Source organism: uncultured Bacteroides sp., assembly GCF_949298305.1.
Lineage (GTDB): Bacteria > Bacteroidota > Bacteroidia > Bacteroidales > Bacteroidaceae > Bacteroides.
In genome coordinates this window covers 1-18,226 of sequence record NZ_CASFWU010000062.1, presented here as the reverse complement: position 1 = coordinate 18,226, position 18,226 = coordinate 1, and the positions used below count along the sequence as shown (strand labels likewise).

Here is an 18,226-nt window from a genome sequence, read left to right as displayed (position 1 = left end):
CGACTTCTTCATCGACTACGTGCCGATGTACAACAAGTTCCGCGCCGTGTCGTCCATCCTCGTCATCGCCGAGTTCACCATCCCCCTGCTGGCCGTCTTTGCCCTGAAGAAGATACTGGACGAGCCCACCGTGCTGCGCGCCAACCTGAAGGCCCTGGGCATCAGCCTGCTGCTGACGGCCGGTGTGGCCCTGTGGTATGCCGTTCCCTCGTCGGGCGGTTCCTACGTGCCTGCCCAGGAGGCGCAGATGCTGCAACAGGCCGTAGACGGAGGCATGATACCCGCCGGCGAGCTGAGCGGCATCCTGGCCAATCTGGGCGAGATGCGCGCCGCCCTGGTACAGGCCGACGCCCTGCGCAGCTTCCTCATCATCGTCATCGGCCTGCTGCTGCTCATGCTCTACACCACGGGCAAGCTGCGGCAGCCGCTCACCGTGGCCGGCATCGGCGTGCTCTGCCTGGTGGACATGTGGGGCGTGAACAAGCGCTACCTGAACGACGAACAGTTTGTGAGCGCAGGCATCCGTACCGACACCTTCAGCAAGACGCCGGCCGACGAACTGATTCTGCAGGACAAGGACGCCGACTACCGCGTGCTGAACCTGGCCTCGAACACCTTCAACGAGAACAACACCTCCTACTGGCACAAGAGCGTGGGCGGATATCACGCCGCCAAGCTGCGCCGCTACCAGGAACTGATAGACCACCACATCGTCCCCGAGATGCAGGCCCTCTACCGCGAAGTGGCCCGCACGGGCGGCGACATGGACAGCGTGGACGCCTCGAAGTTCCGCGTGCTGAACATGCTGAACACCAAATACTTCATCTTCCCCATCGGGAAACAGGGAGAAACCGCGCCCATCCTGAACCCCTATGCCGGCGGAAACGCCTGGTTTGTGGACCGCGTGCAGTATGTGGAGAACGCCAACCAGGAGATTGAAGCCCTGAACGAGGTGCAACCCCGCGAGACCGCCGTGGTGGACGCCCGCTTCAGGGAAGCGCTGAAGGACGCCACCACCCTGCAAACAGACAGCACGGCCTCCATCCGCCTGACGGAATACCGCCCCAACCGCCTTGTCTACGAGACGGACAACCCGCAGGACGGCGTGGCCGTATTCTCCGAAATCTACTACCCCGACGGCTGGTACGTCACCATAGACGGGCAGCCCGCCGACCTGGCCCGTGCCGACTACGTGCTGCGCACCCTCTACATCCCCGCCGGGAAGCACACTGTCGAGATGCGCTTCGACCCGCAGAGCCTGCACGTCACCGAAGCCATCGCCTACGCGGCGCTGGCCCTGCTCCTCGTCGGAGCCGTGGCGGCAGTCTGGCTGGAGCGGAAGAAAAAAGACAGCACGCAGCCTGAAAAGGCATAACCCCCGACAGGCGGCGACATGAAGACCTACGGCCAATACATCCGGGAAGAAAACGGCGTGCCGGAACTGCAGGCATTTGAATACCTGCGGTTCTACGAGGCGCACATACACCCCTACGAGGAATTCCTGATTGACGACAAGTCACGGAGGCTCTACCAGGGCATCACGGCGGCCGAGTTCATGCACAGCCACCGGGAGGGCTTCCTGGACCTTGTCCGCCCCATCCTCGACGACGCCCGGCTGTCCCGCCTGCAGGAAGAGCTGGAGGCCGAAGGGAAGCAGGTGTGCATGTTCAACCTGTTCATCCTCGCCCTCTTCCTGGTGGAAAGGGGAAGGTCGCGCTACGTCATCCTGCTGAAGCCCACCATCCGCGAGACAGTGGACGCGCTGGACCACGTAACCAAAATCACCTTCACCAACCGGGACGGCTCGACGGTGGAAAGCAACTCCGGGAAGCTGCTCCAAATGGTGCTGGAAACGCTGGAGGCCCAGAAGGAGAGCGACGCCGGCGACTACGAGGTGGAGCGCGTCACGACGTGGGACGAATTTGCCAACAACTCTGTGCTGCAAAGCTACTTCGTTCACGACCTCACCCTGTTCCTGCACCGCTACTTCCCCGTGAAGAGGAAGAAGGACGCCCAAATCTCCACCAAAGAAGTGGAACTCGTCATGTACCTGCTGAAGCTGTTCGGGCTGGCCAAGGAAGAGCCGACCAACAAACGCTACTGGCAGCTGATGAAACTGCACGAAAAGACAGACCACCCCGTCACCGACATCGGACGCTTCGACCTCGGCGGCGAGGAGAGGCTGATACCCATGCACCTCATCCCGTACAGGCTGTGGAGCAAGGGGAAAATAGACTGGACAGACACTCCGCCGGGCGTCGAAATCAAAGAAGGCAGCACCATCCGGTTCTGACCCCGCCCTCCCCTGCGCAGTCCCACCGCAGAGAAACAGTAAATTTTCCGCACCCCCCGATAACTTACCATTTTCTTCTTGAACACCCCGTTCAGGCTTCCTAACTTTGCACCGTCCGACCGCGGAAAGCGGCCCGGGAACCGCCGCGCCCGCCTTCCGCACCGGACACAAGACACCGGCCGGCAAACCGCAGAGGCCACCGGAGTGCCTGAAAACCAGCCCACAGGCCATGCTTGCACGGTCCTTGCACCATGCAAGCATCCTGCGCAGACCGTGCAAGCATGGTGCAAGGACCGTGCAAGCATCGTCCGGACAGGAGGCAGACACCCCGCCCGCCAGCCCCGCGGAACCTTGCGGAAAAGCCCCGGCGCAAGCATGTTTCAGAACACAAAAAAACAGAATGTTTAACTTATGGCATCAGATATTCAAAACCTTTCGCTACCTTTGCAACAATTTCAGAGAGCTTGTTGCGTCAAGACACTGAAAGGACATATTAGTAACGAAAGGTGTTATTGAGATTATCTTCCATTCTCAAATCTCGCAAATTTGACAAGGTACGAAGATGATGGCAATAGCACCGCACCGTTTGATACATATCTGCCTTGGATTGTTATTCAAGGTACACAGATACTATCGGACTGGTGTGGGCTATTGTTTTATCCGTACCAAAGGCAATGCGAGAGCCTGAGAATGGGATAAAAACAATAAGTTCCCACACCTTGTTTTTTTATCCGCTTTTATCCGGGAACTGGAAAGCACAAACATTCATCCCCGATGAAAAAGTTGATTTTCATTTATGTTTTTACCGCTTTGCTTGCCTGCGCCTGCGGAGGCAGCAGACAGAACACGAACGGCATTGCCGGAACATGGAACGAGTACAGGACCGACCCGAACGACGACTACGGACTGTCTTCGTGGAGGTTTGACAAGGACGGAAGCGGCGTGTTCACCGTAGAAGGGTTCAGCAACACCCAACAGCTCCGCTTCCGGTGGGAGCAGACCGACGGAACCACCATCCGGATTACAACCGGCGACGAGAGTTTCAACCTGGAGCTGAGCAACGGGCTGCTCATTGAGAAGAGCGGTTTCGGAAGCAAGGTATACAGAAAACGATGACGGCGTCCCGTCACCATCTCCTTTTAATACAACGCTAAAAGACTTACGACATGTGGATTTGGATTATCATCATTGCCGTTATCGTCGGTGCAATCATCGGCTTCAGCAATTCGGGCAAGACGGAGGACGCCGTAGACGGCGCCATGGCAGGAGGCTGCCTGGCCGCAGGCTGCATCATGCGCATAGCCATATTGGTATTGAGCCTCCTCTTTGTCCTATGGCTGTTCAGCCTTCTGTTCGGCTGAGCCCTTCGGAAACATTCAGTACATAACCATCACAAAAACAACGAACCATGAACTCATTCAGGACATCATCCTTCAAAACACGAGGCAGGACATGCCGCCCGCTCAAAGGGCTCCTGCCGGTATTCTTCCTTCTGCTCCTCCATGCGTTGCCGTCGGCAGCGCAAGAGCAGGAAGTACTTGCCAAATTTTATGTCACCCATGCCACCGAGAACAAACAGGACATTACGGAATGGGCCAGCCAAAACAAAATCTTCACCGTATTCTATGCCGTGGACGACGAGCTCTACATGGCCAACGTCTGCGACAACAGCGATGACCAGAGCTGGGGCAGGATATGGGGATTTGAAAGTGCAAAGCAGGAAGAGACCGATACCGAATACGAGACAGACATCTTCTACTTCAACTGGGCCTACACCAACAGCTACGACGAGCAGGAAGGCACATGCAAAGTGCAGTTCCTCAAAATATACAAGCCGCAGGGAGTTGTGTCCAAGCTCAGAATGATTACGGAAGCCCTCGACGTGATAGAATACACAGGCTACATGGAGGGAAGTGTGGACTTCTCGAACTTCTAAACAACCCGCCCGGAGGCACGAAAGAGGCGGAAGTCCGTTTCCATGCACCTCGCAACCGCCGCTCCGCGCAAAAGCTATAACCCAACCCATTAAAAAACAGATTAAAATGAAACGAAAAGCAATATTATTCCTATTGGCCGTCATAGTGTCGGCCGTCACGATGTACGCCGACAATTACGAATTCGACTATGCGGTAATTGACAATGAAAAGGTCACCACCGTCAGTGCCCCCAACATCACCGCCAACCTCGTCAATGCCTGCAAGGCAACCGTAACCTACAGGAACGAAACCGTCGTCCTGACCTCGAAAGACGGCTACGAATTCAAAGGATTCGGTGAAAGCGGAGTCATCATCGTAGCCCACAAGCAAAACGGCGCATTGCGAAGAATTACCATCGGAGCCGTTTACAGAGGGCAGACGATTATGCTTGTCTATAAACGAATCAACTATTGACGTCACCTAATCTGTCTGCGCAATGAATACACTGAAGCTTATCGGTTGCCTGGTTGCAGCCGCCATTGTCTATTTCGTAGTGGGACTGATAGTCTGGAACATCGTGTGCACATGGATTGACCTGCCGTCCTGTACACTGACCGAGCTCTCCGATTATAAAGTATATACCTATTCAGGCGTTGCAGCGCTGTTTTCCTTCCTGTGTGCCATCAAGTCGGAGGAGAAAACAGAAACTATTCTTACGGTGTTGGCCATAACCGGATTCATCGCATATCTGGCCAATCATTGGGAGAGTATATGGGACAGCGTGGCACTCATCATGAGCATCCTATACAACCTTGTCAACATTTACATCATGGGAGCCAGCTTATTCCTGCTTTTTGATGACGACAATTAACGGCAGAAGGCATAAAATAGAATCCAACCATGAAAAAGGCTGGAAGATATGCAAACGGACGGATTGCCGTAGAATACATTTCCACCCCGGGAAGAGTGTAACACCAGAAGGAGCCGTTTACGCGGTCCGCCGCACAGGAGGGCCGTCCGGACTTTGCCACGGAGCAGGTCCGGGAAGGAAAGCAGGAAGCGGCTCCATTGCCCTGCCGCACGGCTCTCCGGGACAAGGTAAAAAACGGTTGCCGGACAAGGATTCAGCCCGCGGAGAAAGCCTTCCTACCGTACAACGAAAGAAAGCCGTTTCTACCTTCACAGGCAGAAACGGCTGAAAAGTCAATAATACATGAAAAAACGCTATTTAGAGAGAGTCTCTACTACTTGAAGGGGGGAGGCTTGCGGCTCCACGGTTCCCCGGAAGTGAGCCGGAGGCGGCAGCGCGGCAGCCTGTCATTCCGGCCGGTCCTTCGGCCCGTCCTGCTTGGGCGCGGGCCGCTGGGGCTTGTCCATCTCCTGCCACTTGGCATATTGCTCGTCGGTCAGGATTTTCTTTATCTTCTTCTCCCTGGACTGGGCAGCCTTGCGCAGGTCCTCGGCCGTGTCGCGGGTCATGCCCGGAGCGCCGGGTCTGCCGGGACCGCCCATCGGAGGACGTCCGCTGCCCATAGCCGGCCCCATGCCCCTGTCACCGCCCCAAGGACGGTCGGGAGCTCCGGCAGGATGACCGCCCATAGGCGGACGGTGCATGCCTTGCTCTTCGCGGGCCTCGAACAGCTTCTTCTGTCCTTTCAGATTCAGCTTATAGATTTTGTCATACTGCTTGTCTGTGAGCTGCAATTCTTCTTTCATACGGTCAGTCATCCGCCGCGCAGCCTTCTCGGGCGAAGGGACTTCACGCGGAAGCTGTTTCTGTTCAGCGTCGGGCCGCTGCTCCTGAGCCTGCATCTGTACGGCTCCGCACGTCAGACAGACGGCCAATAACCAGAGTGTACCAAACTTTTTCATTGCCTATCGGTTTTAAATCCGTGAGCAAAGGTAAGCGGGAAAACGGACGGAAGAAAATGAAATCTACCAAACAGGAGTTTTTATCGACCAAACCGGGGAAAAACGTCCGGCACCCTCCATTAAAGGGCGGCGCCTGTTTCAATCTTCAGAATTTATCCGTAACTTTGCTTCCCGCATTCAGATGCGACGAAGAGTAATAACCACTAACAACCCATCGTATGGAAACAACCCGCCAGAACAAAATAGCCCGCCTGCTGCAAAAGGAACTGGGAGACATCTTCCTGCTGCAGACCAAGGCCATGAGCGGCGTCCTGATTTCGGTCAGCGCCGTGCGCATCAGCCCCGACATGAGCGTGGCGCGCGCCTACCTCAGCATCTTCCCCTCGGAGAAGGCGCCCGAAATCATCAGGAACATCAACGACAACATGAAGTCCATCCGCTACGAGCTGGGCACGCGCGTACGCCACCAGCTGCGCATCATCCCCGAACTGAAGTTCTTCGTGGACGACTCGCTGGACTACCTGGAACGCATTGACGAACTGCTGAAACAATAAGCGTCCGCATGAACCTGCCGCTCTACATTGCCCGACGCTACCTGTTCTCGAAAAAGAAGCACAACGCCATCAACATCATTTCGGCCATCTCCGTATGCGGCGTGGCCCTGGCTACGCTGGCACTGGTGTGCACGTTGTCCGTCTTCAACGGATTCCAGGACATGGTGGCGGGATTCTTCACCGCCTTCGACCCCGAACTGAAAATCACCGTCCGCGAGGGCAAGGTGTTCGACCCCGACGGGCCCGACATCCGCCCGCTGAAGGACTGGCCCGAAATCGAGGTCTGGACCGAAACGCTGGAGGAGAACGCCATGGTGCAGTACAAGGACCGGCAGACCATGGCCGTCATCAAAGGCGTGGAGGACAACTTCGAACAGCTGACCTCCATAGACAGCCTGCTCTACGGAGCGGGCGGTTTCGTGCTGGACGACTCGGTGGTGGACTACGGCCTGATGGGCATCGAGCTGGTGTCCGAGCTGGGCACGGGCATCCAGTTCGTTGACCCGCTGCAGGTCTACGCCCCCAAGCGTCACGCGCGCGTCAACCTGGCCAACCCCTCGGCCGCCTTCAACCGCGATTACCTTCACTCGCCCGGAGCGGTGTTTGCCGTCAACCAGCAGAAGTACGACGCACGCTACATCCTCACCTCGCTCGGCTTTGCCCGCCGGCTGTTCGACTACGACACGGAAGTGTCCGCCATCGAAATCAAGCTGAAACCCGGCACGGACACCGAGTCCGTAAAGCGGAGAATGGAGGAACAGATTGGCGGGCGCTACAACGTGCAGGACCGCTACGAACAGCAGGCCGACGTGTTCCGCATCATGGAAATCGAGAAGCTCATCTCCTACCTCTTCCTCACCTTCATCCTGGCCATCGCCTGCTTCAACATCATCGGGTCGCTGTCCATGCTCATCCTGGACAAGCGCGAGGACGTGGAGACACTGCGCAACCTGGGAGCCGACGACCGCCTGACAGCCCGCATCTTCCTCTTCGAGGGGTGGATGATTTCCTTCTTCGGCGCCGCGTCCGGCATCGTGCTGGGCCTGCTGCTGTGCTTCCTGCAACAGCGCTTCGGCCTCATCTCGCTGGGCGGCGGCAACGGCAGCTTCATTGTGGACGCCTACCCCGTCAGCGTACACGCCACGGACGTCGTCCTCGTCTTCGTCACGGTCATCGCCGTGGGCTTCCTCTCCGTCTGGTACCCCGTCAGATACCTCAGCCGCCGGCTGCTGAAACGGCAGCCGTGAACGGCGGGTGCCACACTACCGGCAACCTCATCCTTCTTTCTTCCGGATAATGGTCAGCCCGTCGCGCAGGGGCAGGATGACCTTCTCCACGCGGCTGTCTGCGGCCACACGGTCGTTGAACTCCTTGATGCGGATGGTCTGCAAGTCGGAGGCGTGGGGATGCTCCTCCAGCACGTGGCCGTCCCACAGGGTGTTGTCGGCAATGATGTAGCCTCCGGGCGAGAGGCGGGGCAGAATCATCTCGTAATAGTCCAGATACTTGCGCTTGTCGCCGTCCACAAAGGCCAGGTCGAAGACGATGTCCAGGCGGGGAACGAGTTGCAGGGCGTCGCCGATGTAGAACCTGATGCGGTCCGCATAGGGCGAGCCTTCCAGCCAGGGGCGGGTGAAGTCCTCCTGCTCGTCGTTGATTTCAAACGTGTGGAGCAGGCTTCCTTCGGGCAGTCCCTCGGCCATGCAGAGGGCGGAGTAGCCGCTGTAGGTGCCTATCTCCAGCACCTGCCGGGGACGTATCATGCGCACGAACATCTTCAGCATGCGGCCTTGCAGGTGGCCCGAGGCCATGCGGGGATAGAGCAGCTTGAGATGCGTGTCGCGGTAGAGGGCGCGCAGGTAGTCGCCTTCGTCGTCAATGTGTTGCAGGATGTAGTCGTTCAGGTCCACGGGGGAATTGATGATGGATGGTGGGGGAAAAAATAAGGAATCGAGGTATGTCAAATTAAGGGGCTGCTTTCCTTTAGGCACGGATTACACGGAAAAGCGCAGAATCTTCTCCGTGTCATCCGCGTAATCCGTGCCTAAAAAGCAACAGGATGTCAGCCACTTTCAGTTTCGACACGCCTTCGTCGCATTATAAGTATCGGTTGCTGTTGGGCAGCACGCTTTCGCCGGCATGCTTCAGGGCGTCTTCCACCACGTTGATTTCGAGGAACGAGGTCTGCGTGCCGGCCTTGCCGCTGCTCAGGTAGCCCACCATGTCGGTGGGGTGCAGCCTGCCTTCCTGCAGCAGGCGGCGCAGGGCGGCGAAGTAGTACTCCTGTCCGTTGGCCAGCTCGGGCATGTAGATGGCCTCCACGCCGTAGGAGAGGGCGAGGTGGCGCATGGTCTTTTCCTTGTAGCAGATGGCCAGCACCGGGTAGCGGCCGCGGAAGGCGGCCAGGTTGCGGGCGGTGCGTCCGCTGTAGCTGTCCGTGATGATGGCTCTTATTTTCAGTTTGGTGGTAGCCTTCACGGCCTGCTTGGCCAGGAAGGCGGTGACGTCGTTGCTGTTCTCGTCCAGGGGGATGCGGATGTCGTTGTCGGCCATCTTGTCCTTCTCGGCCTGTGCGGCCACCTTGGTCATGGTCTTCACGGCTTCCAGCGGGTACTTGCCGTAGGCGGTCTCTCCGCTCAGCATCAGGGCGTCCGTGCGGTAGTAGATGGCGTTGGCGATGTCTGTCACCTCGGCACGGGTGGGGCGCGGGTTGTTAATCATGGTGTGCAGCATCTGCGTGGCTACGATGACGGGCTTCTTGGCCAGGATGCACTTGCGGATGAGCACGCGCTGGATGCCGGGGATGCGCTCCTGCGGAATCTCGATGCCGAGGTCGCCGCGGGCCACCATCACGCCGTCCGCCACTTCCAGTATCTCGTCGATGTTGTCCACGCCTTCCTGGTTCTCTATCTTGGCAATGATGCGGATGTCGCTGTTGTGCGCGTCGAGGATGGCCTTGATGTCCAGGATGTCCTGCTTGTTGCGGACAAAGGAGTGGGCAATGAAGTCAATGTCCTCCTCGATGGCAAAGAGGATGTTGTTGCGGTCCTTCTCGGTGAGCGAAGGCAGGTTGATGCGCACGCCGGGGACGTTGACGCTCTTGCGGCTGCCCAGGTCGGCATCGTTCTGCACCTCGCAGGTGAGGTATTCGTCGTCCTTCTCCACCACGAGCAGCTCCAGCTCGCCGTCGTCGATGAGTATCTGTCCGCCCACGTTCAGGTCGCGCACGAAGTCGGGATAGGAGACGCAGATGCACTCGCGGCTGCTCTCCTGCTCGGGCCGTCCGGCCACCTTCACGCGGTCGCCCGCCTGGAAGTGCAGGGGTTCGGGCAGCACCGTGGTGCGCACCTCGGGGCCTTTGGTGTCCATCAGGATGGCGATGCGGTTGGAGACGGCACGCACATTGTTGATGAGGTGTCCGGCACTCTCGCGGCTCAGGTGGGCCGTGTTCATGCGGACCACGTTCATGCCCGCTTCAAACAATCCTTTGATAAAGTCCACATCGCAGCGCTTGTCTGAGATGGTAGCGACGATTTTAGTCTGTTTCAATAACATATTCTTATTACCTATTTTATGATTACATGCGGCCTCCTCCCGCCCGTCGCGGAAAAGGCCCGGAATTGTACAATATCGGGGAAGCGGTTCCTCACTTCCTCAAAGCCTCCAGTGCCAGGCGGTAGGAGTCGAGGCCGAAGCCCAGGATGACGCCCTTGCAGGCACAGGAAATCATGGATGTATGGCGGAACGCCTCGCGGGCATGGACGTTGGAGATGTGTACCTCTATCACAGGGGCCGTCACCGCACGGATGGCGTCCTGAAGGGCGATGGAGGTGTGGGTGTAGGCACCCGCGTTCAGGATGATGCCGTCCGCCTCGAAACCCGTCTGCTGGATTCTGTCTATCAGTTCTCCCTCAATGTTCGACTGGAAATAGTCAATCTGCACGTCGGCATACTTTGCGCGCAGCTCCGCCAGATAGTCTTCAAAAGTAACGCTGCCGTAAATGGAAGGTTCACGTTTGCCCAAAAGATTTATGTTGGGGCCATTAATGATTTGTATCCTCATAACACAATTTTTTATACCTTTGTCACCACTCAAAGTGTCCTTTTCAGGCCGCAAAGGTAGGAAAAAAGAAATGAAAACAGAAGCAAAATCAACGAATAAGGAGAAGCAGGCACTGATAGTCAGGAAATACCAGCAGTATCTGAAGCTGGAGAAATCGTTCTCGCCCAACACCTGCGAGGCCTATCTGACCGACCTGGAGAAGCTGCTCCGCTTCCTGGAGGGCGAAGGCATCGCCATTGCCGACGTGAAGCCGGACGACCTGCAGCGCTTTGCCGCCGGACTGCACGACATCGGCATCCATCCCCGCTCGCAGGCCCGCATCCTGTCGGGCATCAAGTCGTTCTTCCACTTCCTCGTGCTGGCCGACTACCAGGAGGCCGACCCCAGCGAACTGCTGGAAGGGCCGAAGATAGGCTTCCGCCTGCCCGAAGTGCTCACCGTGCAGGAGATTGACGCCATCATTGCCGCCGTGGACATGGAGAAGAACGAGGGGCAGCGCAACCGCGCCATTCTGGAGACGCTCTACAGCTGCGGGCTGCGCGTCTCCGAGCTGTGCAACCTGAAACTGTCCGAACTCTACTTCCAGGAGGGATTCATCAAGGTGGAGGGCAAGGGCAGCAAGCAGCGCCTGGTGCCCATCTCGCAACGTGCCGTCAAGGAGATAGAATACTGGCTGATGGACCGCCGCCACTGGCGCATCAAGCCGGGGTGCGAAGACTTCGTGTTCCTGGCCCGCTGGGGCAAGGCCATCTCGCGCATCATGGTGTTCCACCTCATCAAGGAACTCGCGGACAAGGCAGGCATCACCAAGAACATCAGCCCCCACACCTTCCGCCACTCCTTCGCCACCCACCTGCTGGAAGGCGGGGCCAACCTGCGTGCCATCCAGTGCATGCTGGGACACGAATCCATAGCCACCACCGAAATCTATACCCACATTGACCGCAACATGCTGCGAAGCGAAATCATCGAGCACCACCCGCGCAACATCAAATACAGGCAGGAAAAACATCAACAGCAACAGGCGGGAGCAACACGACCAGACAGCCCACAGGAAATGCCCTCAGAAGCCACATCCCACAAAAAAGAGAGTCCCAAAGTACAATAAGAGTCCACAAATAAAAAATGGAGTCCTCCAATTTCATTAAATTATAATAAATCTGAGCCATTCATTAACAAATAGCCATGAAAATTAATACCTTTGCATTTGTGCACACACGCGCAATGGGCACAAACGGAAGAATAGACAATTTTCAATTACAAACTATTAATTTATACCTAAAATGATGAAAAAACTGTATTTGCCTCTTTTAGTGGCATTGGTCGCTGTCCTGACATCGTGCAGCAGCAAAATGGGTGAATTGTCTTCCGACTACTTCACAGTAACACCCCAAGTTCTGGAAGCCGTAGGCGGTAAAGTGCCCGCCACCATCAACGGCAAGTTCCCCGAAAAGTACTTCAACAAGAAGGCTATCGTAGAAGTGACACCCGTACTGAAATGGGAAGGCGGTGAAGCCAAAGGCCAGTCTGCCGTTTTCCAAGGCGAGAAGGTTGAAGGCAATGAGCAGACCATCTCCTACAAAATGGGTGGCAACTACACCATGAAGACTTCTTTCGACTATGTACCCGAAATGGCCAAGTCCGAACTCTATCTGGAATTCAAGGCCACGATAGGCAAGAAAACCGTTGAAATTCCCGCCGTCAAGGTGGCCGACGGTGTCATCTCCACTTCCGAAATGGTTGAGCAGACCCTGAGCAGCGCCACTCCCGCCAAGGGCGCAGACGCCTTCCAGCGTGTCATCAAGGAGAAGCACGACGCGCAAATCATGTTCCTCATCCAGCAGGCCAACGTACGCGCCAGCGAACTGAAGACCGCCAAGGAATTCGGTCAGGAAGTGAAAGACGTGAACGAAGCTGCCAACAAGAAAATCAGCAACATCGAGATTTCAGCTTACGCATCGCCCGATGGCGGCTACGAACTGAACAAGGGTCTGGCCGAAAACCGTCAGGACAACACAGCCAAGGTCATCAGCCGCGACCTGAAGAAGGCCAAGATTGACGCTACGGTAGACACCAAATACACCGCTCAAGACTGGGAAGGCTTCCAGGAACTGGTTTCCAAGTCCAACATCCAGGACAAGGAACTCATCCTGCGCGTACTGTCCATGTATCAGGATCCCGAACAGAGAGAACAGGAAATCAAGAACATCTCTTCCGTTTACAAGACACTGGCCGACGAAATTCTGCCGCAGCTGCGCCGCTCTCGCCTGACATTGAACTACGAAGTTATCGGTAAGTCCGACGAAGAAATCGCCAACCTGGCCGACACCGATGCCAGCCAGCTGAGCCTCGAAGAGCTGCTCTACGCCGCCACGCTGACCAAGGACGCCGCCAAGCAGGAAGCCATCTACACCAAGGCTACCCAGGCTTATCCCAACGATTACCGCGCATTCAACAACCTGGGCAAGCTGGCTTACCAGGCCGGCAACTACGAAAAGGCTGAAAGCTACTTCAAGAAGGCCGCTTCCATCAAGGACGCTCCCGAAGTGAACATGAACCTCGGCCTCATCGCACTGACCAAGGGTGACAAGGCAGCAGCCGAATCCTATCTGGGCAAGGCTTCCGGCGCCGAAGAACTGAACGAGGCTCTGGGTAACCTCTACATCGCACAAGGCCAGTATGACAAGGCTGCAAGCGCATTCGGCGACACCAAGTCCAACAGTGCAGCTCTGGCACAAATCCTGTCCAAGGACTACAACAAAGCCAAGACTACGCTGGACAACATCGAAACTCCCGACGCCTACACCGAATACCTGAAGGCCGTGCTGGGTGCCAGAACCAACAACGCCGCACTGGTGACAAGCAGCATGAAGAACGCCGTTGCCAAAGACCCGTCGCTGGCCAAGAAAGCCGCTACCGACCTGGAGTTTGCCAAGTACTTCACGAACACTGACTTCATGAACATCATCAAATAAAAACAGTTAGTTGAACAAGAAAAAAGTGGCCCGGCATGGAAATATGTCGGGCTACTTTTTTTTATATCCCGCAAAACAACTACTTTCGCACATCAGTTCTCACGAAGCAATCAATACACAATGAAAAGAGCATACCTTGCATACATCCTGCCCGCCCTCCTGCTGGCCGCCTGCGGCGGAAAGGAAACGGACACGACCACCCTCACCGGCGAAATCAAGGGACTGGGCAACGACACCCTCTACCTCTGCGGAGCAGACAGGATGTACGACCGCACGGACACCCTGGTTGTGACGGCCGACAAATTCTCGGCCACTCTTTCACCGGACACCCTCGTGGCCGCCTGGCTTGTATTCAGCAACGGAGCAGAGCATCCGATTTTCATCGACAAACGCAACCAGATTCACATCCAGGGAAGCGCCGATGCGCTCGACTCGCTGCAAATAAACGGAAACCCCTCCAACCAGAAACTCACTGCCTGCCTACAGGAATTGGCCGCCACCGCAACAGACGGCGAAAGGCGGCAGCAGGCCGAAAGGTTCATCAGCACACACCCCTCGTCGCTGACCAGCATCTACCTCCTGCAGAAATACTTTGTGGAACAGCCGCAACCTGACATCCAACAAATCAGCCGACTGATAGAAAGCATGACAGGACAGCTGAAAGACCGCCCTTACATCAGCGAACTGACAGCACGCATCGAAGAAGGAGAGAAAGCAAAGACAGGCAAGCCCGCGCCCGTCTTCCGCCTGCCCAACACCCAAGGCAAGCAACTGACCCGCACCGACTTCAAGAACAAATACCTGCTGATACACTTCTGGGCCTCGTGGGACTCACTGAGCCGGCAGCACAACGCCGTTTACCGCCGCCTCTACAAGAAGGAACAGAAAAACGAACTCTTTGCCATGCTGGGCGTATCGCTCGACATGGACAGCACCGTGTGGAAGAAAGCCGTCAAACAAGACACCCTGAAATGGGAACAAGTCTGCGACCAGGGAGGCTGGAATGCAGAAATTGCCCGCAAGTTCGCCCTGAACACACTGCCCGCCAATGTTCTGCTCTCACCCTCGGGACGGATAGAAGCCAGAGACCTGGACGAAGCGGCCATCGAAAAAAAGCTGAAAGAAATAGAGCAGGAAGACAAGAAAAAGAAAGAAGCGGAGAAGAAGCGGAAGAAACGCTGAACCTCTCTCCGCCACGCGCCAAAACCCGATTACAAACCAATTAAATCTGATATCTGTGCTAACCAAAGTTTACGGAGCCGCCGTACAAGGCATTGACGCAACCCTCATCACCATCGAGGTCAACTGCTCCCGCGGGTGCATGTTCTACCTTGTGGGCCTGCCCGACTCGGCGGTCAAGGAAAGCCAGCAGCGCATACGCTCCGCCCTGCAGGTCAACGGATACCGCATGCCCACCTGCACCACCACCATCAACATGGCCCCCGCCGACATCCGCAAGGAAGGCTCCGCCTACGACCTCCCCCTGGCCATCGGCATGCTGGCCGCCTCGGACACCCTCCGTTCCGACAAGCTGGACAAGTACCTCCTCATGGGCGAACTGAGCCTCGACGGCAGCCTCCAGCCCATCAAAGGCGTACTGCCCATCGCCATCAAAGCCCGCGAACTGGGCTTCGAGGGCATGATAGTCCCCCAGCAGAACGCCCGCGAGGCAGCCGTCGTCAACAAGCTCACCGTCTACGGAGCCGAGAACCTCAAGGAAGTGGCCGAGTTCTTCAGCGGCGAGCGGCAGCTGACGCCCACCGTCGTCAACACCCGCGAAGAGTTCTTCGCCCACCAGAGCGAGACCGACCTCGACTTTGCCGACGTCAAGGGACAGGAGAACGTGAAGCGCGCCCTCGAAGTGGCCGCCGCAGGCGGACACAACATCCTCCTCATCGGCGCCCCCGGCAGCGGAAAGTCCATGCTGGCCAAGCGCCTGCCCTCCATCCTGCCGCCCCTCTCGCTGGGCGAAAGCCTCGAAACCACCAAGATACACTCCGTGGCCGGCAAGCTGGGCCGCGAAGGCGGGCTCATCTCGCGCCGCCCCTTCCGCGACCCCCACCACACCATCTCCACCATTGCCATGACCGGCGGAGGCAGCTTCCCCCAGCCCGGCGAAATCAGCCTGGCCCACAACGGCGTCCTCTTCCTCGACGAACTGCCCGAGTTCAACCGCAACGTCCTCGAAGTCCTGCGCCAGCCCCTCGAAGACCGCAAAATCACCATCGCCCGCGTCAAGTACAGCGTCGAATACCCCGCCAGCTTCACCCTCGTGGCCAGCATGAACCCCTGCCCCTGCGGCTACTACAACCACCCCACCAAGGCCTGCGTATGCAGCCCCGGACAGGTGCAGAAGTACCTCAACCGCATCTCCGGCCCCCTGCTGGACCGCATCGACCTCCAGATAGAAGTGGTGCCCGTCCCCTTCGAGAAGATGGCCGACGCCCGCCCCGCCGAGTCCAGCGCCACCATCCGCGAGCGCGTCATCCGTGCCCGCCGGATACAGGAGCAGCGCTACGCCGACATCGAAGGCGTCTACTGCAACGCCCAGATGAACAGCCGCCTGCTCTCCCTCTACGCCCGCCCCGACGACAACGGACTGGCCCTGCTGAAGAACGCCATGAACCGCCTCAACCTCTCGGCCCGCGCCTACGACCGCATCCTCAAGGTGGCCCGCACCATCGCCGACCTGGACGAGAGCGAAACCATCCGGTCCGCCCACCTGGCCGAAGCCATCGGCTACCGCAACCTCGACCGCGAGGACTGGGCGGGGTAAACCGGTTCCCCATATCCTTCCATCAAAGAGCATACAGCCTGTCGGCAAGAAATATACAATCTTCCCACAAGACACATACGACCTTTTGATGCCAAACATTGCTGCTTGTGCATCAAAAGGTCGTATGTTTTTAAAGAGTTGGAGGTCAGAGGTTACATGCCCCCTTCAGTCGCTGCAGATGGCAGAAGAGGAGGTGACCGTCGCCGTCGTGCAGGTGCATGCCGTTGCCCTCGCAATAGCGGAAGAAGGCAAAACGATGTTCCCACACTTCCATAAAATCGTCCCGGTAAATATTGCCCTGGTGATAATCGGCACGAATGCTGGGGCAGGCCGAAATAGAGCCATCCGCCAGAACAGACGCCACACTGATGCCCGCACTGCACTGGTAAAAGCCGTCGCGCACCTCGCCCTCATAAGTACCCAGAAAACCCTCGCAACCGTAACCGGCATGTATCTTGCCTTCCTGTCGCGTACGTTTGATAAACTCCATCAGCCCCGTAAAATCGTTATGACCCAACTGAAACTCAGGATAGCGTGCCGCACGTCCCACAGGGAAAATGGTAAACAATCTCCAGCGACGCACCCCTGCATCGTAAAGCGACTCTTTGAACCTATCCAGATACGGATAGTTGCGGCGGTTGACGCACGTCACCACATCCCAGTTCACCTCCCGCTCCCGGGCCAGCAGGCGGATAGCATTCATGGCACGGTCGTAGCTGTCGGGATGGCCGCGCAGCCAGTTGTGGTCATCGGCAAAACCGTCGAGACTGACGGTGATGGCATGCAGGCCAGCTTCCAGCAGGCTTTGCAAACGCTCGGCAGACAGATATAGACCGTTAGTCACCATGCCCCACGGAAAACCGCGACGGTAGAGTGCCAGCCCCACCTGCTCCAAGTCATCGCGCACCAACGGTTCACCACCGGTAATGACAATGTTCACATCATGAGGATTTACGTGAGGCATCAGGCTGTCAACCACACGTAAAAAGTCTTCGCCCGGCATGTCTGGGATGTCTGCCGTACGCTTGCAATCGCTGCCACAATGCTTGCAATGGATGTTGCAACGCTGTGTACACTCCCAGAAAAGTTGCCTGAGCGGATGTAACTTCTTCTGGTTGGCACGCATCTTGCGAAACACTTCCAATGCCATCCGCTTACGCAAGGAGAGCCGCTCTACGGGCATCTTCATGGCTGCTGTTTCTCCAGTTCAAAATTGGCCTCCTGGCTGTCGCTGCCTTTATACCACCCCTCGCCTCCTTCAGGATTCATGCTCAACAGGGTAGAATCGGCCTTATGCACACCCGAAGGGTCTTCGCATACCACGCGAAAGCGGTCAATCATCCATGTGTCCCGATAAAGGTAAGCCCCGTCTTTGTCCGTGTACAAGGTATCGTACAGTTGTGGCGGATAAGTTTCATCCGAGTTCCACTGCATAGGCTTTACTACAACGCGGGCGCCCTCAACGGCCGAACGGGTTTCCTTATCCGTCACCTTACCCTTGATTTCGTAATCGGCATGGGGAGAACCGTATTCCACGGGAGAATCGCCTGTCGAATCACACGAGGTATACCCCAACAGAGCCAATACTCCTGAAAGCAGGCCGTTACACAGTTTCAGCCAGCAATTGTCCAGTCCGGTTTTCTTTTTCATAAACAGCGGTATTAGTAAAACATATATCTTAACGTGAGTTCGATGAATTATAACTATTTGTAAATTTGGTGATTAGCGAAAATTGTTGTAACTTTATAGTGTTCAATTACAAAGTATTACAAACAAT

The 18,226-nt window shown here is 56.8% G+C and carries 18 protein-coding genes and 1 pseudogene; 13 read left to right on the top strand and 6 right to left on the bottom strand.

Annotation, left to right across the window (positions count from 1 at the left end; all coding sequences use genetic code 11):
* From Q1Y74_RS09510 to Q1Y74_RS09480, 7 genes are all read left to right on the top strand, one after another.
* The coding region (locus tag Q1Y74_RS09510) for a YfhO family protein (RefSeq protein ID WP_300814036.1) at window positions 1-1,375 on the top strand (1,375 nt) is incomplete at its 5' end.
* 18 nt (window positions 1,376-1,393) lie between these two features.
* A complete protein-coding gene (locus Q1Y74_RS09505) occupies window positions 1,394-2,293 on the top strand; it encodes a hypothetical protein (RefSeq protein WP_300814035.1) in 900 nt (299 codons plus the stop codon).
* A 774-nt stretch (window positions 2,294-3,067) separates the two neighbouring features.
* The gene (locus Q1Y74_RS09500; protein ID WP_300814034.1) at window positions 3,068-3,409 is read left to right on the top strand and encodes a hypothetical protein; all 342 of its coding nucleotides are present in this window, start codon (window positions 3,068-3,070) and stop codon (window positions 3,407-3,409) included.
* Between the two features lie 50 nt (window positions 3,410-3,459).
* Window positions 3,460-3,654, top strand: coding sequence for a hypothetical protein (locus tag Q1Y74_RS09495; RefSeq protein WP_300814033.1), 195 nt, complete (start codon window positions 3,460-3,462; stop codon window positions 3,652-3,654).
* Between the two features lie 47 nt (window positions 3,655-3,701).
* Entirely contained in the window at window positions 3,702-4,229 is a 528-nt protein-coding gene (locus Q1Y74_RS09490) for a hypothetical protein (protein ID WP_300814032.1), read from the top strand.
* A gap of 106 nt (window positions 4,230-4,335) precedes the next feature.
* Window positions 4,336-4,683 (top strand): hypothetical protein, encoded by a 348-nt coding sequence (locus tag Q1Y74_RS09485; RefSeq protein ID WP_300814031.1) that lies wholly within the window; start codon window positions 4,336-4,338, stop codon window positions 4,681-4,683.
* A gap of 22 nt (window positions 4,684-4,705) precedes the next feature.
* Complete coding sequence (locus tag Q1Y74_RS09480) at window positions 4,706-5,080, top strand: hypothetical protein (RefSeq protein ID WP_300814029.1); 375 nt, start codon at window positions 4,706-4,708, stop codon at window positions 5,078-5,080.
* 446 nt (window positions 5,081-5,526) lie between these two features.
* Here the strand turns inward: Q1Y74_RS09480 and Q1Y74_RS09475 are convergent, their stop codons facing one another.
* Complete coding sequence (locus Q1Y74_RS09475) at window positions 5,527-6,081, bottom strand: DUF4890 domain-containing protein (protein WP_300814028.1); 555 nt, start codon at window positions 6,079-6,081, stop codon at window positions 5,527-5,529.
* 218 nt (window positions 6,082-6,299) lie between these two features.
* Between Q1Y74_RS09475 and rbfA the strand changes: the two genes are divergently transcribed.
* Together rbfA and Q1Y74_RS09465 are read left to right on the top strand one after the other, a co-directional pair.
* A complete protein-coding gene (rbfA, locus tag Q1Y74_RS09470) occupies window positions 6,300-6,635 on the top strand; it encodes a 30S ribosome-binding factor RbfA (protein ID WP_300814027.1) in 336 nt (111 codons plus the stop codon).
* Between the two features lie 8 nt (window positions 6,636-6,643).
* Window positions 6,644-7,882 (top strand): FtsX-like permease family protein, encoded by a 1,239-nt coding sequence (locus Q1Y74_RS09465; protein ID WP_300814026.1) that lies wholly within the window; start codon window positions 6,644-6,646, stop codon window positions 7,880-7,882.
* 27 nt (window positions 7,883-7,909) lie between these two features.
* On the opposite strand, the gene Q1Y74_RS09460 is transcribed toward Q1Y74_RS09465, so the two are convergent.
* From Q1Y74_RS09460 to aroQ, 3 genes are all read right to left on the bottom strand, one after another.
* Complete coding sequence (locus Q1Y74_RS09460; RefSeq protein ID WP_300814037.1) at window positions 7,910-8,545, bottom strand: O-methyltransferase; 636 nt, start codon at window positions 8,543-8,545, stop codon at window positions 7,910-7,912.
* A 187-nt stretch (window positions 8,546-8,732) separates the two neighbouring features.
* The gene (gene pyk / locus Q1Y74_RS09455) at window positions 8,733-10,190 is read right to left on the bottom strand and encodes a pyruvate kinase (protein WP_300814025.1); all 1,458 of its coding nucleotides are present in this window, start codon (window positions 10,188-10,190) and stop codon (window positions 8,733-8,735) included.
* Window positions 10,191-10,281: 91 nt separating this feature from the next.
* Window positions 10,282-10,698: a type II 3-dehydroquinate dehydratase gene (gene aroQ, locus Q1Y74_RS09450; protein WP_300814023.1), complete on the bottom strand. Its 417-nt coding sequence runs from the start codon at window positions 10,696-10,698 to the stop codon at window positions 10,282-10,284.
* Window positions 10,699-10,768: 70 nt separating this feature from the next.
* On the opposite strand from aroQ, the pseudogene xerD reads away from it, so the two are divergent.
* From xerD to Q1Y74_RS09430, 4 genes and pseudogenes are all read left to right on the top strand, one after another.
* Window positions 10,769-11,707: pseudogene (gene xerD / locus Q1Y74_RS09445) on the top strand (site-specific tyrosine recombinase XerD); the annotation flags it as partial.
* A 274-nt stretch (window positions 11,708-11,981) separates the two neighbouring features.
* Window positions 11,982-13,673, top strand: coding sequence for a tetratricopeptide repeat protein (locus Q1Y74_RS09440; protein ID WP_300814022.1), 1,692 nt, complete (start codon window positions 11,982-11,984; stop codon window positions 13,671-13,673).
* A gap of 120 nt (window positions 13,674-13,793) precedes the next feature.
* On the top strand, window positions 13,794-14,855 hold the full coding sequence (locus tag Q1Y74_RS09435; RefSeq protein ID WP_300814021.1) for a TlpA disulfide reductase family protein: 1,062 nt from the start codon (window positions 13,794-13,796) through the stop codon (window positions 14,853-14,855).
* A 55-nt stretch (window positions 14,856-14,910) separates the two neighbouring features.
* Window positions 14,911-16,449 (top strand): YifB family Mg chelatase-like AAA ATPase, encoded by a 1,539-nt coding sequence (locus tag Q1Y74_RS09430; RefSeq protein ID WP_300814020.1) that lies wholly within the window; start codon window positions 14,911-14,913, stop codon window positions 16,447-16,449.
* A gap of 145 nt (window positions 16,450-16,594) precedes the next feature.
* On the opposite strand, the gene Q1Y74_RS09425 is transcribed toward Q1Y74_RS09430, so the two are convergent.
* Window positions 16,595-17,638, bottom strand: a complete 1,044-nt coding sequence (locus Q1Y74_RS09425) for a TIGR04133 family radical SAM/SPASM protein (RefSeq protein ID WP_300814018.1) — start codon at window positions 17,636-17,638, stop codon at window positions 16,595-16,597.
* On the bottom strand, window positions 17,635-18,099 hold the full coding sequence (locus tag Q1Y74_RS09420; protein WP_300814017.1) for a radical SAM-associated putative lipoprotein: 465 nt from the start codon (window positions 18,097-18,099) through the stop codon (window positions 17,635-17,637). Before Q1Y74_RS09420 ends, Q1Y74_RS09425 begins: the two co-directional genes overlap by 4 nt.
* Window positions 18,100-18,226 lie beyond the last annotated feature (127 nt).

Bases quoted from the DNA above. Each gene is read 5' to 3' on its own strand.
- Q1Y74_RS09505 (WP_300814035.1), top strand. From the start codon at position 1,394: ATGAAGACCTACGGCCAATACATCCGGGAAGAAAACGGCGTGCCGGAA.
- Q1Y74_RS09500 (WP_300814034.1), top strand. From the start codon at position 3,068: ATGAAAAAGTTGATTTTCATTTATGTTTTTACCGCTTTGCTTGCCTGC.
- Q1Y74_RS09495 (WP_300814033.1), top strand. From the start codon at position 3,460: ATGTGGATTTGGATTATCATCATTGCCGTTATCGTCGGTGCAATCATC.
- Q1Y74_RS09490 (WP_300814032.1), top strand. From the start codon at position 3,702: ATGAACTCATTCAGGACATCATCCTTCAAAACACGAGGCAGGACATGC.
- Q1Y74_RS09485 (WP_300814031.1), top strand. From the start codon at position 4,336: ATGAAACGAAAAGCAATATTATTCCTATTGGCCGTCATAGTGTCGGCC.
- Q1Y74_RS09480 (WP_300814029.1), top strand. From the start codon at position 4,706: ATGAATACACTGAAGCTTATCGGTTGCCTGGTTGCAGCCGCCATTGTC.
- Q1Y74_RS09475 (WP_300814028.1), bottom strand. From the start codon at position 6,081: ATGAAAAAGTTTGGTACACTCTGGTTATTGGCCGTCTGTCTGACGTGC.
- rbfA (WP_300814027.1), top strand. From the start codon at position 6,300: ATGGAAACAACCCGCCAGAACAAAATAGCCCGCCTGCTGCAAAAGGAA.
- Q1Y74_RS09465 (WP_300814026.1), top strand. From the start codon at position 6,644: ATGAACCTGCCGCTCTACATTGCCCGACGCTACCTGTTCTCGAAAAAG.
- pyk (WP_300814025.1), bottom strand. From the start codon at position 10,190: ATGTTATTGAAACAGACTAAAATCGTCGCTACCATCTCAGACAAGCGC.
- aroQ (WP_300814023.1), bottom strand. From the start codon at position 10,698: ATGAGGATACAAATCATTAATGGCCCCAACATAAATCTTTTGGGCAAA.
- Q1Y74_RS09440 (WP_300814022.1), top strand. From the start codon at position 11,982: ATGATGAAAAAACTGTATTTGCCTCTTTTAGTGGCATTGGTCGCTGTC.
- Q1Y74_RS09435 (WP_300814021.1), top strand. From the start codon at position 13,794: ATGAAAAGAGCATACCTTGCATACATCCTGCCCGCCCTCCTGCTGGCC.
- Q1Y74_RS09425 (WP_300814018.1), bottom strand. From the start codon at position 17,638: ATGAAGATGCCCGTAGAGCGGCTCTCCTTGCGTAAGCGGATGGCATTG.
- Q1Y74_RS09420 (WP_300814017.1), bottom strand. From the start codon at position 18,099: ATGAAAAAGAAAACCGGACTGGACAATTGCTGGCTGAAACTGTGTAAC.